This window comes from Natronomonas sp. CBA1123 (assembly GCF_009741925.1).
GTDB lineage: Archaea > Halobacteriota > Halobacteria > Halobacteriales > Haloarculaceae > Natronomonas.
In genome coordinates, this window is record NZ_WPCC01000005.1 from 50,127 (window position 1) to 64,322 (window position 14,196).

Here is a 14,196-nt window from a genome sequence, read left to right on the forward strand (position 1 = left end):
CTCTGCCCCCGGCGACAGTATGTCGGTGTCGGTTCGGGGTCGAGGTGAAGGGTGGGAGTTTCAGTTCCGCCTCATGGTCGTCTTTTTATTTTATCGGGAGTGAAGCCGGCGTATGTCGACACCGAAGCCCGCCTGCATCGACGCGCTTCGGGAGGCTGCCGACCGCCTCGGCGAATCACCGACGAAAGCCCAGTACGAAGCACTCGGGCTTACACCCGCCTCTGGAACGATTATCCGGCAGTTGGGTGGCTGGAACGAGGCGAAGAGGGCCGCCGAACTGGAGACGTATCGCTCGACCGGTTCGAAGGCCGAACCGAAACCCGACGACGTGGATTTACCGGAGGAGAAACAGTGGGTGGAACTCTCCGTCGACCAGCGATGGCATTACCGAAACCGCGAGTGGAACGCAGAGCGGAGTCGTCGGCGACGGACCCGTCTCAGAGCGTGGGTCAACGAACGGAAACGCACACGAGGGTGTCGATACTGTGGACGCAACAATCCCGCACAGCTGGATTTCCACCACCGTGACAGCGATGAAAAGGGGATGGCCATCGGCGAGATGGTCACGTACGGCTACGGAACGGACTCGCTCCGTGAAGAGATGAAGAAGTGCGACGTGCTTTGTGCAAACTGTCACCGGAGGGCCCACCACGAACCGACAAAAGGCCACCGTAGACGGTGGGTCTACGAGCAGAAGCGAACGTCGGATGGCTGTTCTCGATGCTCCGAGGCCGACCCACGGTGTCTCGAATTCCATCACGTACAGGGGCAAAAACGGGCGACAGTCGCCCGACTGCTCGCCAACGGACAGTCCATAGAAACCATCGAAGCGGAAATCGAAAAATGTGAGATATTGTGTGCGAATTGCCATCGCCAACACCATCACGAACCGCCGACCCCGGCGGACTGCTCGCCGGAACACGACAATCATAAATAGACCCACGGCTTGCATTCGTATGCGCACAGTCCCATGGTGTAGTGGCCAATCACGAGGGCTTCTGGGGCCCTAAACCGCAGTTCGAATCTGCGTGGGACTACTTCTTCGGACGCTCCGTTTCGAGCGTCGCTTTTCACTCCGCGGCCACGAGCCGGTGGACCGCACCACCCTCCGACCCCAGCCCGAGAACGTACACCTCGCCGTCGCCGTCCCGACCGAACGAGAGGATTCGCTGGAGGCGCTCGTCACCGTCACCGGCGAGAGAAATCGCCCGCGTCGGCCACGTCCAGCCCTCGTCGGGACGGGTCGCGACGAACAGCCGGCCGTTGGCCTGTAAGTCGCCGAAGACGTAGGCACCGCCGAGTCCCTCGACGGCCGACCCGCGGTAGACGTAGCCGCCGATGACTGAGATGCCGCCGACCGCCGCATCCGAGTGTGGATACTCGACGATGGGGTCGACGAGCGGTTCGCCACCGCGAACGTCCGGTGGTGTCTCGGTGGGACAGTCCTCGGCTTCGTAGCAGTGGGCGCCCTCGCGGACGTTCCAGCCGTAGTTGCCGCCCGCTGTGACGAGATTGATTTCCTCATAGCGGCTCTGTCCCACGTCACCGGCGAAGAGGTCCGCGCCGTCGAAGGACATCCGATAGGGGTTGCGCAGCCCCCACGCGAACTGTTCGTCGAGCCCCTCGCGGCCGACCAGCGGGTTGTCCTCGGGGATTCCGTAGTCGCCGCGCTCGCCGGTGTCGACGTCGAGACGGAGGATACTCCCCAGTAGGTTCTCCGTTACGTCCTGTCCGTTGCCGCCGGCGACACCGTCGTACCAGTCGGCGACGTGGCCCCGGCCCTGGTCGCCGCCGGCACCGCCGTCGCCGACGGCGACGTAGAGGTAGCCGTCGGGGCCGAAGGCGAGGTCGCCGGCGTTGTGGTTGCCCTGCGGCTGGGGAATTTCGAGGACGGTCCGTTCGGAATCGACACGGACGCTGCGGCCGTCCTCGCGCACCTCGAACTCGGCGAGGACGAAGGTGTGGCTGTAATTCGATGGCGTCCCCTCCCGCCGTGGGGAGCTGTAGCGGACGAACAGCCGGCGGTTCTCGGCGAAGTCGGGATGCAGTTCGATGCCGAGGAGTCCCTTCTCGCCGCCGAAGTCGACGGTCTCCCGGAGGTCGAGGAGCGGTTCCGACCGGAGTCCCCCGCTCTCGTGGACGTGGACGATTCCCTGCTGTTCGGCGATGTAGCGGCGGTCGGCCTCGGGCGAAAACCGAATATCGAGCGGGGCGTCGAGCCCCGAAACGAGCGTTTCGAGCGCGAACGACTCGGGGAGGGCGGCGTCGGGCGTTCCGGCGTCCGACCCCGGCGAGTCCGTACCGTCGTCGGAGGGCGTGCCGTCGCCGTCGGATGCACTACATCCGGCGACGCTCGCGCCGAAGGTGGTCGCTGCAGCGCCGAGAAAGCGCCGTCGGGTCGGACCGTGAGCCATACTCACAGTGTCGACCACCGACGTATGAATCGTTCGGCGCGGCGTCAGCTACTCGCGTTCGTGGTCGTCGTCAGCCGGTAGTCCGGGGGTGGCAATTCGGGCGTCTCGATGCCCCGCTCCGCGAAGGCTTCGAGGCTCCGTTCGGTCACGTCGGAGGCGAAGGGGAACTCGTCTCTGAGGTCGTCGACGTATGCTTTGCCGCGAATCCGTCGATAGTAGGTCTCGTCGTTAACCAACACGGTGACGGGGTAGTCGTCGTCGACGTACACGTACGGAGAGGTGACGATGGCCTCCTCGACGATGGCTTTCGCCCGGTCGATGTCGGCGCTGGGGGCGACGCTCAGTTCGGTGACGACCATCATGTGTGGGCTGCCGGCGTTGGCGTTGCCGACGTTGTCGGTGAACAGCCGGTCGTTTGGGACGACGACGGCGGTGTCGTCGGGCGTCCGCAACGTGGTCGACCGCAGGCCGATACGTGTCACCTCGCCGTAGTCGTCACCGATAGACACCTTATCGCCGACCTGAAACGGCTTCTCGAAGACGATGAACAGGCCGCCGAACAGCCCCGCGACGACGTCACGGAGTCCGAACCCGAGTGCGGCGCCGAACAGCCCCGAGGCCGCTAGCAGTTGCGTCGAGTTCAACTCCAGGAGAGGGACGACGACGACGTAGACCGCTAGGACGTAGACGAGGAGTCGCACTACCGGGATGAACATCTTGATAGTGATGCGTCGGTTCGGACTGCGTTCGGCAGTCGCCGACAGCAGGAACGTCAGAATCCGGGCGAAGACGTAGGCGGCGGCGAACACCAACACCGCATCGAAGATTGTGGCGATGCCGATGACGTTGGCGAGTTGCTCCGGTGCGGCCGTCGCCGAGGCGTCGGACTGCAGCGGAATCATAACACACCCCACCGTTCGGTCACGGCGACGGCCGCCGGAACGCCCGCCGGTTGGAGTCGAACCGTTCCGTCTTCGCTCGTCACGACGCCCGCCCGGGCGAACTGCCCGAGGAGTCGCGGCGTCCGCGGGCCGATTCGGTCGGCCAGCGTCGCCCGGTCGACCCACTCCGTCGAGAGGAGGATGCGGAGACAGAACGCCGCCTCGCGGTTGAGGTCCGCATCGAGGTCCAGTGTTTCGATGTCCGTCGGGCGGACGTCACCATCGACACAGTGTTTCCAGATGGCGAGCGCCACCCCCGGGTTCCCGTCGGAGACGGTCGCGAGTCGCTCGAACGTCGCCGTCTTGGGGTCGAGGTCCTCGGTTCGGCGGGCCACCATCGCTTTACGGTCCAACGCCGGAAGGGGAACCGACACCGTGCGGTCGGCCACCGTCACCTCGTGTCGGCGAACGGTGAACGGACTCTCGTCGGTCTCGTCCCGCCGGAACGTCGGCCGCTCGGTCGCGTTCGCCTCGACGAAGGTGGCCACCTCCTCGCCGGAGAGCCCGTTGATTTCGACGTGGGTCGGGATGACGGTCCCGACGTTACGGACCGCGTCGAGGTACGACCACGCGAATCGGTTCCATCCGGTGACGACCGTCGTCTCGGTTTCGGCGAGCGAATCGAGGAACTGCGACAGCGGCCGGAAGCCACCGACAGTGCGAGTGTAGAGGTGGTGACACCCCTCGACGACGGTCGGCCCGCCGGCGAGGGCGTCGACGGCATCGGCTGCACTCGTATCGGCGTCGAAGCGGACGTGACGGGCGTCGAGGCGGTCGGCGGCACGCGCCAGCACGGTCTCCCGCCCGCCGAATGGACTGCCGATGACCGCGAGTGGTCCCGGTGTCCGGCCATCGACGACCCGGCTGAAGGTCTCCTCGTCGTCACCGAGCAGCGCCGAAAGGCCGACACCCCCATCGTCGAGTTGGGTCGTCGTCATCCAGTTCTCTGCTACCCGTTCACATCCATCGCAGTTATAGCTCGGGGCGCCACGGGAGCCGTACCTTTCAAACCCTTTGCCCGCACAGAGCCACGCATGTCCGCCTCAGAACTCGCGGCGCAGGTCAGGGAGGCACTCGAAGTCGACAGCGAGGAGTTCGCGTCGCGGGTCGACGAGGAAGTCGAGGCGCTCCGTGCGGAAATCGACGACGGCACCTTCGACAACCCACAGGCCATCGTGGGGCTGGAATACGAGTTCTACGCCGTCGACGCCGAGACGGACGCGCTGATGCGGGTTCCCCGGCGGCTGCTGGAGTACATCGGCTTCGAGAAGGAGTTGGGCCTGCACAACGCCGAGTTGTCGACGGCGCCACAGCCGCTGTCGAAGTACGGGCTTCGCGCACAGGAAGCGGAGGTCCAGGCGAAACTCGACGCCGCCGAAAACGAAGTGACCCGCGAAGGGATGGCCCTCGTCAGCGACGGCCTCTGGACGGTGCCGCCGGTCGGCGAGACCGCGACGGGGTATCTCACCGACAGCATCGAGGAGGACGGCATCCGGATGGCGACGAACATGTCGGCGTCGGTTCGGTACCACGCGATGGCCAACACCGATTACGCCGCCGAACTCCAACTCGACGCGCCACACGTCAGCCTCGAAGCCGATACGGTGATGCCCGAGAGCCTCATCACCTCGATTCAACCCCACTATCAGGTCGCCCACGCCCACGACCTCCCGGAGAACTTCCGGTATGCGCTTCGAATCGCGGGGCCGCTTTTGGCCGTCGCCGTCAACTCGCCGTTCTTCCCGCCGGACCTCTACGACGCCGACCCAGAAGCCATCCTCTCGGAGGGATGGATGGAAAACCGGGTGCCGGTGTTCGAGTCCGTCCTCAACCCCGGCGGCGACCCGAAGGTGACGTTCCCCGAGGACATCGACAGCATCGACGAGACCCTCCAGCGCATCGCCGACGACGAGACGGTCGTCCCGACGCTTCTGGAGCGCGGCGACCGCTTCGACGACCGCTTCGAGCACTTCCGGCACAAACACGGCAGTTTCTGGCGGTGGGTTCGGCCGGTGTTCGACGGCCCGACGAAACAGAGCGCCAACGCGCGCATCGAGTTCCGACCGCTGCCGTGTCAGCCGACCGTTCGGGACACCATCGCGCTGCAGGCGGTGTTCGCCGGACTGCTGGAGAGCCTCCCGCGCCGCGAACACCCGATTTACAACCAACCGTGGGCCGACGCCCGTGAGAGCTTCTATGCTGCCGTCCGCGATGGTCTCGACGCCGAGTTACGCTGGATAACGGCCGACGGCACCGAGACGACCGACACCGATGAACTGTACGCCGAACTGTTCGAACTCGCCCGCGACGGCCTCGAGTTGCGAGGGCTGGACGCCGAGGAGGCCAACCGCTACATCCAGCCGCTCAGAGAGCGCGTCGACCGGCGCGTGACCCCCGCCAGTTGGAAACACGAACACGTCGCGGAAGCCGTCGGCCGCGGCGAACCGTTCGCACAGGCCGTCTGGGGGATGCAATCGGAGTACATCGATAAACAGGCCGAGACGCTCATCGAGGGGACGTTCCTCGATTGGCTGTAAAAAGAACCGCCTCAGATTGCCGCTGCGTCGCCGCCGGAACCGCCACTGTACTGATAATCGCCGAAGCCGAGCAGCGGCCAGAAGATGAACGACAGGATGGCGAGGCCGAGACCGAAGCCGACGCCTTGGCCGAACTGCTTAGCCACGTCGATGCTGATTTTGAACACCGCGATGATGTTCAGGATGGGGATGAAAAACAGGATGAGCCACCACCACGGGTTGTCGCTCACCTTGACCATCACGTAGACGTTGTAGATGGGAATAATCGCCGCCCACCCCGGTTCGCCTGCCTTCTCGAACGCCTTCCAGAATCCGGCGATTACCGCCACGATGATGGCGAGATACACGATGAGCCCCACGATACCAGCGAGTCCACCGCCACCGCCACCGTTTTGCAACGGAACGAGCAGCTGTGCTATGTTCGGGAACATACGTCGGCACACATGTCTCGGTTATTACTTAACAGTTTTCCATAGATATAACTATACAATCACATATTTGAACGAACACGGCTTGTTGCCACAGTGTCGCTCCTCAAGGCCAGAATCGAGCCAGTTCGTTACTATTCGAAGACCGAACGGAACCCGGACAGACCGAAAGAGAACGATGTTCGTGGAATGGTTCGCAGTCAGACCTGCACTTCGACTTCGTACCCCGCCGCTTCCAAGGCGTCTAACAGCTCCAGGACGTGTTCCTCGCCGCGGGTTTCGAGGTCGAGTTCGACCTCCGCGGCGTTCATCGCAATGTCCTTCGAGGCGCGGTCGTGTTCGATGGCGTGGATGTTCGTCCGGTGGTCGACGAGCAACTCGACGAGTTCCTGGAGCGCACCGGGGCGGTCCTTGAGGACCGTCTTGATACGCAGGAACCGACCCCGCTCGACCAGTCCGCGGGTGATGACCGTCGTGAGGACGTTGAGGTCGATGTTGCCCCCACAGAGCGCCGGAACGATGGTTTCGCCCTCCTCGTACTCGAAACGCTCCTCGACGACGGCCGCGAGCGGAACGGCGCCGGCGCCCTCGACGAGTGTCTTCGACCGCTCCAGCAGCGAGGTGAGTGTGTTGGCGATTTCGGCGTCGGTGACGGTGACCACCTCGTCGACGCGCTCTTTGATGACCTCGAAGGTCAACTCACCGACCGTCCGGGTCGCGATGCCGTCGGCGATGGTGTCGACTGACTCTCGCTCGATTCGGTGGCCCTTCTGGAGCGATTCGGCGACGCTGGAGGCCCCCTCCGCTTGGACACCGATGACGCGGGCGTCGGTTTTCGCCTTCACCGCGGTGGCGATACCGGAGATGAGGCCGCCACCGCCGATGGGGACGACGACGGTGTCGACCTCGGGGCACTGTTCGACGATTTCGAGGCCGATGGTGCCCTGTCCGGCCATCACCGCGGGGTCGTCGAAGGCGTGGACGTAGGTGCGGCCCTCTTGACGTTCGATTTCGTGGGCGCGCTCGGCGGCGGTGTCGTAATCGATGCCGTGGAGGACGACCTCGGCGCCGTAGGATTCGGTGGCGTTGATTTTCGAAATCGGTGCGTACTCCGGCATGACGATGACGGAATCGACACCGGCCCGCGTTGCAGCGAGTGCGACCCCCTGTGCGTGGTTGCCCGCGCTGGCGGTGACGACGCCGGCCTCGCGTTCGGCGTCGCTCAGTTGTGCGATTTTGTTCGTCGCACCGCGAATCTTGAACGAGCCAGTGCGTTGGAAGTTCTCCAGTTTGAGGTGGATGTCGGCGCCGGTGCGCTTCGAGAACGTGTTCGACTGTTCCAGCGGCGTCTGCCGGGCCGTCTCGGCGACGCGGCCACGGGCCGCCTCCACGTCCGCGAGTTCGAGCATGCTATCGACTACTGGTGGCAGTGTGGTATGCCTTCCGACGCGGCCGATTGCACCGGCGCCGCCGCTGGGCGACGTGAGACCAAAGGGAAGGAGCGTGTGCATCCTACGCTGGGGGTGGCAGTATCATAAAACCCGGCCATGCGGACTGAAAGTGAAACCGCAAGAGGGAAGCTTTGTGAAACTGGTGTCAGACGGCCGTTCGACGGTCGACAGACGGCTCAGTGGTCGTTCGAATAGGCGTGTCGGCCCGTCAGTTGATGGGGATGTCGTGGCCCTCTCCCGAACCGACTTTCGGCAGCGTCACCGTCAGGACGCCGTTGTTGTACGATGCCTCGGTTTCGTCCTCCTCGACCGGTTCGGGGAGTCGAATCGACCGATTCACCGACTGTTCGTGGCGCTCTCGACGGATGTAGCGGTGGTCGTCATCCTCGTCTTCGGTTTCGGTCGATTCGCTGTGGGCCGCCGACAGTGTCAGCGTCTCACCCGACAGCTCCACGTCGATGTCGTCGCCGTCGAACCCCGGGAGGTCGGCGGTGACGACGAACGACTCGCCCGTATCCTCAATGTCGACGGCGACAGAGCCCTCGAAGAGGTCCTCGTCGAGCGTCTCGAACTGGTGGCTCATCCGGTCGAACATCCGCTCGATCTCGTCGAATGGGTTTCGGGCCATGGCAGTCTTGGAGTATCGACGCGAGCGAGAAAAAGCGTATCGGCCCTACAGGTCCGAACCCTCGAACCGGAGGTAGCCGACCGCGAGCGGCAGGATAATCCACAGCGCCATCGTGACGAAGCCGAACCACGGTTCCAGATAGAAGGCCTCGGCGCTCTGGGCTTCTTGGTTCTCCGCGAGGCGCCGAACCGTCCACAGCGTCCCCTGCTGGTAGGCCGTCGTCGGGCTGAGAATCTGTAGCACCTGTGAGAGTTCGATGAGGGTGTCACCCTGTTCGAGTCCCTCGAAGGAGAACCCGTTGAGGACGTAGATGAGTCCCTGAACGAGGATGCTCCAGAGGAACTGGAAGACGACGAACAGGCCGAAGGCGCCGTAGGCGGCCCGGGAGGTAGAGGACGTGAACGCCGAGACACCGACGGCGATGGCGACGAAGACGAACGCGAACAGCAGCGAAACGCCGACGAAAGCGAGGTACTCCGCCGCCGAGAAGGCGTCGGCGAAGGCGGACGTGAACACCAACCCGATGGCGAAGCCGATGAGCAGGGCGATGGTGACGACACCTGACCGACCGATGAACTTGCCCGCGACCACGTCCGCACGGCTGTTCGGCAGCGACAACAGCAGTTTCAGGCTGCCGCTCTGTCGCTCGCCGGACAGCGACCGATAGGAGGCGGCGATGGCGACGATGGGGATGAACACCGCCGTCGCGCTCACCAACCCGACGATGAGCAGCACCGTCGTCACCTCGCCGGTGAACTGCGCCTGCTGTGGCGGCTGGATGTTCGTGACGACGTAGGAGGCACCGGCGGCGAACAGCGCGAACAGTGCCGTCAACACGATGAGCAGCCGCGACCGAACCGCGTCCCGGAAGTCCTTCTCGGCGACGGCACGGACGCTCATTGTTCACCCTCCGTGTAGGCGGCGAAGAGGTCCTCGAGCGGCGCTTCCTCCGTCGAGAAGTCCGACACCGTCGCACCCATCTCCTCTAGCTCGGAGATGACGGTCATCTTCGCGTCGTCGTCACAGCCGACACGGAGCGTCGTGCCGTCGACGGTGACGCTGTCGATGCCCTCCATGCTCTTCAGGCGGTGGCTCACGTCGTCGGGCACCGAATCGACTTCGACGATGAGCGTTTCCCCGCCGGCGACGTTCTCCCGGAGGCCCTCGATGGTGTCGACGGCGACGAGTTCGCCCTCGCGGATGATGCCGACGCGGTCACACACCGCCTCGACCTGCCCGAGGATGTGGCTAGAGAAGAAGACGGTCGTACCGTCGGCGGCCTCTTCCTCGACGAGTTCGCGGAGTTCGCGGGCGCCATTGGGGTCCAGCCCCGACGACGGTTCGTCGAGGATGAGGAGGTCGGGGTCACCGACCAGCGCCATCGCGAGGGCGAGGCGCTGGCGCATCCCCGTCGAGAAGCCGCCGGCCTTCCGGTCGACGGCGTCTTCGAGGCCGACGCGTTCGAGGAGCGGGTAGGGGTCGTCGTCTGCGTCCTTCGAGTCGATGGCGAACTGGAGGTGTTCGCGGGCGGTCAGTCGGTCGTAGAGGTCGAAGCCTTCGGGGAGGACGCCGGTTCGTTCCCGGACGGCGACGCTCTCCTCGCGGGCGTCGTGGCCGAGCACGCGGGCGGACCCCTCGTCCGGCCGGACGAAATCGAGGACGATGTTGATGGTCGTCGACTTGCCGGCGCCGTTCGGACCGAGGAAGCCGAACACCTCGCCTTCTTCGACTTCGAGGTCGACGCCGCGCAACGCCTGCACGTCGCCGAACCCCTTCCGTACGTCGTCCAATTCGATGGCGGCCATATCGAATCGGGGTTCAAACCGACGGATTATAGGCCTTGAGGCTCTCCTGTGGTGTGTTAGGCCACCACGTGGTCAGATAGGGTCGTCGGGGTCGTGGCTCTCCCGAACCCGCTCGACCTCCGTGACGTAGCGGTCGATGGTCTCGCTGTCCTCGACGGATTCGAGGTTCGAGGGGTCGGCGTCGGTCGCCGCGGTCACCGTCGTTCGCTGGAGCATCGTCGGTGCCAGCTCCTTTCGGAGTTTGCGCGTTCCGTCGGGCGTCGCATAAATCAGGACGACCAAATCGCGGTCGGTGTAGGTCCGTTCGACCAGCCAGACGCGTTCGCTGTCAGTCATTGGCAGTGATGGGTGGCGCGGGGGCTTGTACGTGGTGTTCCGGTTCGATCGCTCGCTCGGCGGTGACGGGACGCTGACGCTGGGCTTTTCTACGCGCGTCACGACGGTTCGGACATGACCACTGTCGAGGCGAAACGGGTCGCCGCAGTCGAGGACCTCCGGGAACGCGACGGCGTCCTCGTCGCGTTCTCAGGAGGCGTCGATTCCGCCGTCGTCGCCGCCCTCGCCGAGGAGGCGCTCGGCGACGACGCCGTCGCCTGCACCGCGAAAAGCGAGACGCTACCCGAGGCCGAACTCGAAGACGCCACTCGCGTCGCCGAGGAAATCGGCGTCCGGCACGAAATCGTCTCGTTTTCGGAACTCGACAGCGAGGCGTTCGTCGAAAACGACGGCGAACGCTGCTATCACTGCCGGTCGATGCGACTCGGCCGGATGTTCGACACCGCCCGGGAGTTGGGCATCGACATCGTCTGCGACGGGACGAACGCCTCAGACCCCGGCGAGGGCCACCGTCCCGGCCTGCGTGCCGTCGAGGAGTTGAACGCCTACTCCCCGCTCCTGGAACACGACATCACCAAAGAGGAAGTCCGGGAAATCGCCCGTCATTACGACCTCTCGGTGGCCGACAAACCGTCGATGGCGTGTCTCTCCTCGCGCATCCCGACCGGGCTGGAGGTGACCGAGGAGAAACTCAGCCGCGTCGAGAAAGCCGAGACCCTCCTTCGGACGTGGGGCTTCGAGCAGTTCCGGGTGCGCGACCACGACGGACTCGCCCGCATCGAGGTCGGCGAATCGGAGCTGGAGCAAGCACTGGACCCCGATTTCGCCGCCGCCGCCCGCGAACACCTCACCGACGCCGGCTTCGACCACGTCACGCTGGACCTAGCGGGCTACCGAACGGGGAGCGTCTCGCCGGCCAACGAGACGGCCGCACCCGAAGAGAGCGACGTACTGGACACCGAGTACCCGACGTAGTCCGAGCGCTCGGGCCGGACGGATTCGCCGCCTCGGGCGGCCGAGAGTACTTGCGGGTGGACGACGAAGCGGCGGTATGGACAGGGTACCCACACACGTGCTGGTGCCGCTGGATGGCTCACCGCTGGCAGCAGCGGCGCTCGAGCACGCCCTCGCGGTGTACGACTGCCGGACAACGGTGCTGAACGTCGTCACGCCGCTGGACGGTCCGATGAGCGAAGGGGGCATCCTCGAGTTGGACGACGACCGGCGCGAGGCAGCCGAAGAACACGCCGAAACGGTGTTGGAACGCGCCCGCGAGCAGGCCGAAGTCGCCGGAGGAACCATCGAGACGGCCGTCGAGACGGGCGACCCCGCGGAGACGATTATCGACTACGCCGAGCGCCACGGCGTCGACCACATCGTGATGGGGAGTCACAGCGAATCCCGGAACGCGCTTGCCCGACGGCTGCTCGGCACCGTCGCGACGGCCGTCGTCGGCGACGCCCCCGTCCCTGTCACCGTCATCCGGTAGGTTATCGGATGCCGAGTGCGGTCGTCAGCCCCCTGTAGAGGCCGAACCCGACGGCGACCGACGAGCCGAGCGTGATGAACCAGAAGACGACGGTCCGGACGATTTTCTCCCGCGAGACGCCCGCCGACCCGCCCGCGAGACCACCTCCGATGACACCCGAGATGATGATGTTGTTGAACGAGATGGGGATGCCGAGTGCAATCGCGAGTTGCGCGATGAGGAACCCGGGGACCAAGGCGGCGATAGAGCGCCGAACACCCAGTTGGGCGTACTCCCGGGAGGTCGCCTGCAGGAGCCGCGGGGCGCCCATCCAGGCCCCGGCGAGGATGCCGCTGGCACCGAAGGCCAACAGCGCGATGGCCGGAAGGCCCAACTCCCCGCGAGCGAGGTTCTCGAGGGGGCCGGTCGCCAACCCGACCTGACTGCCGCCGCTGGAGAAGGCGACGACGCTCCCCAGAACCAACAGGAACATCCTGATACCGGCGTCGACATCCTCGAGCATGCGTCCTCGGAGATACCGGAACGCGACGGCCCCGAAGGCGACGGTCGTCACCACGGCGACGACGTCGACGCCGGCGACGGTCGGACTCCCGAACGGCAGACCGGCGGCCCCGGCTATCGTCCCCTGGTCGGCGTCCGGAGCGGGGATGATGCCGAGACGGATGTTCGCGATGATGCCGGCGACGACCGCCGCCAACAGCGGGACGCCGACGGCCTCCGAAACGTCGTCACGGCGCAGCAGCGTCGCCGTCCCGTAGGCGACACTGGCGGACATGAACGGCACCGCGAGCCAGAACATCCCGAGTCGGCTGTAGGTCTCCCAGGCCGGCGACCCACCGAGTGAGAGTCCGACGCCGACGATAGCGCCGGTCGTGGCGAAAGCCGCGGGAATCGGGTAGCCGGAGTAGACGCCGAGTGCCATGAACGTCGCGGCGGTGAGGAGGCCGGCCGTCGCCGCCAACGGCGTGATGTCGACGCCGCCGATGAGGCTCGTGCCGACGGTCTCGGAGATGCTCCCACCCTGTGTGAGGGCGCCGAGGGCGGCGAAGATGCCGATGAGAAACGCCGCACGCATCGTCGGGACGGCGTTGGCACCGACCGCCGGAGCGAACGGCGGGGAGTTGCTGTTGGCGCCGAGCGCCCACGCCATGAACAACCCGGCCAGCGCCGCGAACCCGACGAGTGCCCAGAACGTCGCCGTCATGCGCCCCGACGGCGGGATTGGAGACGGCCGATAAGCGACCCCAACGGGCCGTCGACTGCGTCGGCCGCCCGAGCCAACAGGACGGTCCGGTCGGTGCGGTCGGCGACGCGACGCGGGACCGACCCGACGAGTCGCTTCCGGAGGCCGCTCTGTCTGGTGGCGCCGAAGACGACGATGTCGTAGTCGGCCGCGGTCTCGACGAGTGCGTCCTCGACGTTCTCGGACTCCCGAACTCCCGTCTCGATGGCCACCTCGGAGCCGGGGGACCCCGAGACCGCCTCGACCGCCTCCGCGAGCCACCTGCTGGGCTCCTCGCGGTCTGCTCCCGGCGGTATCACCGACACCGTGGTCACCGTCGCGTCGTTGCTCGCCGCGATGGCCGCGGCAGCCATCGCCGCCGGCCGGACGTGTGGGCCACCGGCCACCGGCAGGAGCACTCGGTCGACGCCGTCGGCGGTGCGGCCGATGCGCTCGACGTAGACGTCACACGGCGCCCGTCGGAGCAGCCTGTCGACGCTCGTTCCGAGGACGACCTCCGACCGTCGGGAGGGTCCGTGCCACCCGACGAACAGCGCTTCGACGCTGGGGGCGGCGACGGCATCCAACACGCCCGCCGCGACCGACTTCGCGACGACGAGTTCGGCTTCCACGGGAACGTCCGACGGTGCGGCCGCCGTCGCCCGGTCCAACAGCGCCTGTCGGTCGCCCGAGTACTCCCGGCGAATCGTCTCGTCGGAGAACACCTCGAACGGCGAGTCGTGGGATTTGACGACGACGCTCACCAGCCGAATCCGGCCGTCTCGGGCCCGGGCGAGGTCGCCAGCGGTTCGAACCAACTGCTCGACGTGGTCGGGATTACCGACTGCGACAACGACCTCTGGGTCCGTAGTCATCGTGTGTTGTTGTCTATAAACACACAAACGCCTGTCGATATTTCAATCCACCTCCGGTGCGAGGCTACAA

General features: G+C 65.7%; 15 protein-coding genes and 1 tRNA gene. 5 read left to right on the top strand and 11 right to left on the bottom strand.

The window, feature by feature from the left end; genetic code table 11:
• Positions 1-112 precede the first annotated feature (112 nt).
• Together GJ631_RS04115 and GJ631_RS04120 are read left to right on the top strand one after the other, a co-directional pair.
• Positions 113-937: a homing endonuclease associated repeat-containing protein gene (locus GJ631_RS04115; RefSeq protein WP_156707927.1), complete on the top strand. Its 825-nt coding sequence runs from the start codon at positions 113-115 to the stop codon at positions 935-937.
• Positions 938-964: 27 nt separating this feature from the next.
• Positions 965-1,037, top strand: a tRNA-Gln gene (locus GJ631_RS04120).
• Between the two features lie 33 nt (positions 1,038-1,070).
• Here GJ631_RS04120 and GJ631_RS04125 read toward each other — a convergent pair.
• The 3 genes from GJ631_RS04125 to GJ631_RS04135 are packed head-to-tail and all read right to left on the bottom strand — an operon-like array spanning position 1,071 to position 4,293.
• A complete protein-coding gene (locus GJ631_RS04125; protein WP_156707928.1) occupies positions 1,071-2,414 on the bottom strand; it encodes a sorbosone dehydrogenase family protein in 1,344 nt (447 codons plus the stop codon).
• 44 nt (positions 2,415-2,458) lie between these two features.
• Positions 2,459-3,316 carry a mechanosensitive ion channel family protein gene (locus GJ631_RS04130; protein ID WP_156707929.1) on the bottom strand — a complete coding sequence of 286 codons (858 nt, stop codon included), beginning with the start codon at positions 3,314-3,316 and terminating at the stop codon, positions 2,459-2,461.
• Positions 3,313-4,293: a hypothetical protein gene (locus GJ631_RS04135; protein WP_156707930.1), complete on the bottom strand. Its 981-nt coding sequence runs from the start codon at positions 4,291-4,293 to the stop codon at positions 3,313-3,315. The genes GJ631_RS04130 and GJ631_RS04135 overlap by 4 nt, the downstream gene beginning before the upstream one ends.
• A gap of 96 nt (positions 4,294-4,389) precedes the next feature.
• Here GJ631_RS04135 and GJ631_RS04140 point away from each other — a divergent pair, with 96 nt between their 5' ends.
• Positions 4,390-5,892: a hypothetical protein gene (locus GJ631_RS04140; protein ID WP_156707931.1), complete on the top strand. Its 1,503-nt coding sequence runs from the start codon at positions 4,390-4,392 to the stop codon at positions 5,890-5,892.
• 11 nt (positions 5,893-5,903) lie between these two features.
• Here GJ631_RS04140 and GJ631_RS04145 read toward each other — a convergent pair whose 3' ends face one another.
• From GJ631_RS04145 to GJ631_RS04170, 6 genes are all read right to left on the bottom strand, one after another.
• Positions 5,904-6,323: a DUF5684 domain-containing protein gene (locus tag GJ631_RS04145; protein WP_156707932.1), complete on the bottom strand. Its 420-nt coding sequence runs from the start codon at positions 6,321-6,323 to the stop codon at positions 5,904-5,906.
• Positions 6,324-6,520: 197 nt separating this feature from the next.
• Positions 6,521-7,729 carry a threonine ammonia-lyase gene (gene ilvA / locus GJ631_RS04150; RefSeq protein ID WP_156707933.1) on the bottom strand — a complete coding sequence of 403 codons (1,209 nt, stop codon included), beginning with the start codon at positions 7,727-7,729 and terminating at the stop codon, positions 6,521-6,523.
• Positions 7,730-7,979: 250 nt separating this feature from the next.
• The gene (locus GJ631_RS04155) at positions 7,980-8,399 is read right to left on the bottom strand and encodes an Hsp20/alpha crystallin family protein (RefSeq protein ID WP_156707934.1); all 420 of its coding nucleotides are present in this window, start codon (positions 8,397-8,399) and stop codon (positions 7,980-7,982) included.
• A gap of 45 nt (positions 8,400-8,444) precedes the next feature.
• Complete coding sequence (locus GJ631_RS04160; protein WP_156707935.1) at positions 8,445-9,299, bottom strand: ABC transporter permease; 855 nt, start codon at positions 9,297-9,299, stop codon at positions 8,445-8,447.
• On the bottom strand, positions 9,296-10,204 hold the full coding sequence (locus GJ631_RS04165; protein WP_156707936.1) for an ABC transporter ATP-binding protein: 909 nt from the start codon (positions 10,202-10,204) through the stop codon (positions 9,296-9,298). Before GJ631_RS04165 ends, GJ631_RS04160 begins: the two co-directional genes overlap by 4 nt.
• 72 nt (positions 10,205-10,276) lie before the next feature.
• Positions 10,277-10,540, bottom strand: coding sequence for a hypothetical protein (locus GJ631_RS04170; RefSeq protein ID WP_156707937.1), 264 nt, complete (start codon positions 10,538-10,540; stop codon positions 10,277-10,279).
• A 114-nt stretch (positions 10,541-10,654) separates the two neighbouring features.
• Between GJ631_RS04170 and larE the strand changes: the two genes are divergently transcribed.
• Positions 10,655-11,515, top strand: coding sequence for an ATP-dependent sacrificial sulfur transferase LarE (gene larE / locus GJ631_RS04175; protein WP_156707938.1), 861 nt, complete (start codon positions 10,655-10,657; stop codon positions 11,513-11,515).
• Positions 11,516-11,591: 76 nt separating this feature from the next.
• Complete coding sequence (locus GJ631_RS04180; RefSeq protein WP_156707939.1) at positions 11,592-12,029, top strand: universal stress protein; 438 nt, start codon at positions 11,592-11,594, stop codon at positions 12,027-12,029.
• 1 nt (position 12,030) lies between these two features.
• On the opposite strand, the gene GJ631_RS04185 is transcribed toward GJ631_RS04180, so the two are convergent.
• Together GJ631_RS04185 and GJ631_RS04190 are read right to left on the bottom strand one after the other, a co-directional pair.
• A complete protein-coding gene (locus GJ631_RS04185; RefSeq protein ID WP_156707940.1) occupies positions 12,031-13,233 on the bottom strand; it encodes an inorganic phosphate transporter in 1,203 nt (400 codons plus the stop codon).
• The gene (locus tag GJ631_RS04190) at positions 13,230-14,126 is read right to left on the bottom strand and encodes a universal stress protein (RefSeq protein WP_156707941.1); all 897 of its coding nucleotides are present in this window, start codon (positions 14,124-14,126) and stop codon (positions 13,230-13,232) included. The genes GJ631_RS04185 and GJ631_RS04190 overlap by 4 nt, the downstream gene beginning before the upstream one ends.
• Between the last annotated feature and the right edge of the window lie 70 nt (positions 14,127-14,196).

Excerpts from the sequence above, each read along its gene's own strand:
- GJ631_RS04115 (WP_156707927.1), top strand. The coding sequence starts at position 113 with ATGTCGACACCGAAGCCCGCCTGCATCGACGCGCTTCGGGAGGCTGCC.
- GJ631_RS04125 (WP_156707928.1), bottom strand. The coding sequence starts at position 2,414 with ATGGCTCACGGTCCGACCCGACGGCGCTTTCTCGGCGCTGCAGCGACC.
- GJ631_RS04130 (WP_156707929.1), bottom strand. The coding sequence starts at position 3,316 with ATGATTCCGCTGCAGTCCGACGCCTCGGCGACGGCCGCACCGGAGCAA.
- GJ631_RS04135 (WP_156707930.1), bottom strand. The coding sequence starts at position 4,293 with ATGACGACGACCCAACTCGACGATGGGGGTGTCGGCCTTTCGGCGCTG.
- GJ631_RS04140 (WP_156707931.1), top strand. The coding sequence starts at position 4,390 with ATGTCCGCCTCAGAACTCGCGGCGCAGGTCAGGGAGGCACTCGAAGTC.
- GJ631_RS04145 (WP_156707932.1), bottom strand. The coding sequence starts at position 6,323 with ATGTTCCCGAACATAGCACAGCTGCTCGTTCCGTTGCAAAACGGTGGC.
- ilvA (WP_156707933.1), bottom strand. The coding sequence starts at position 7,729 with ATGCTCGAACTCGCGGACGTGGAGGCGGCCCGTGGCCGCGTCGCCGAG.
- GJ631_RS04155 (WP_156707934.1), bottom strand. The coding sequence starts at position 8,399 with ATGGCCCGAAACCCATTCGACGAGATCGAGCGGATGTTCGACCGGATG.
- GJ631_RS04160 (WP_156707935.1), bottom strand. The coding sequence starts at position 9,299 with ATGAGCGTCCGTGCCGTCGCCGAGAAGGACTTCCGGGACGCGGTTCGG.
- GJ631_RS04165 (WP_156707936.1), bottom strand. The coding sequence starts at position 10,204 with ATGGCCGCCATCGAATTGGACGACGTACGGAAGGGGTTCGGCGACGTG.
- GJ631_RS04170 (WP_156707937.1), bottom strand. The coding sequence starts at position 10,540 with ATGACTGACAGCGAACGCGTCTGGCTGGTCGAACGGACCTACACCGAC.
- larE (WP_156707938.1), top strand. The coding sequence starts at position 10,655 with ATGACCACTGTCGAGGCGAAACGGGTCGCCGCAGTCGAGGACCTCCGG.
- GJ631_RS04180 (WP_156707939.1), top strand. The coding sequence starts at position 11,592 with ATGGACAGGGTACCCACACACGTGCTGGTGCCGCTGGATGGCTCACCG.
- GJ631_RS04185 (WP_156707940.1), bottom strand. The coding sequence starts at position 13,233 with ATGACGGCGACGTTCTGGGCACTCGTCGGGTTCGCGGCGCTGGCCGGG.
- GJ631_RS04190 (WP_156707941.1), bottom strand. The coding sequence starts at position 14,126 with ATGACTACGGACCCAGAGGTCGTTGTCGCAGTCGGTAATCCCGACCAC.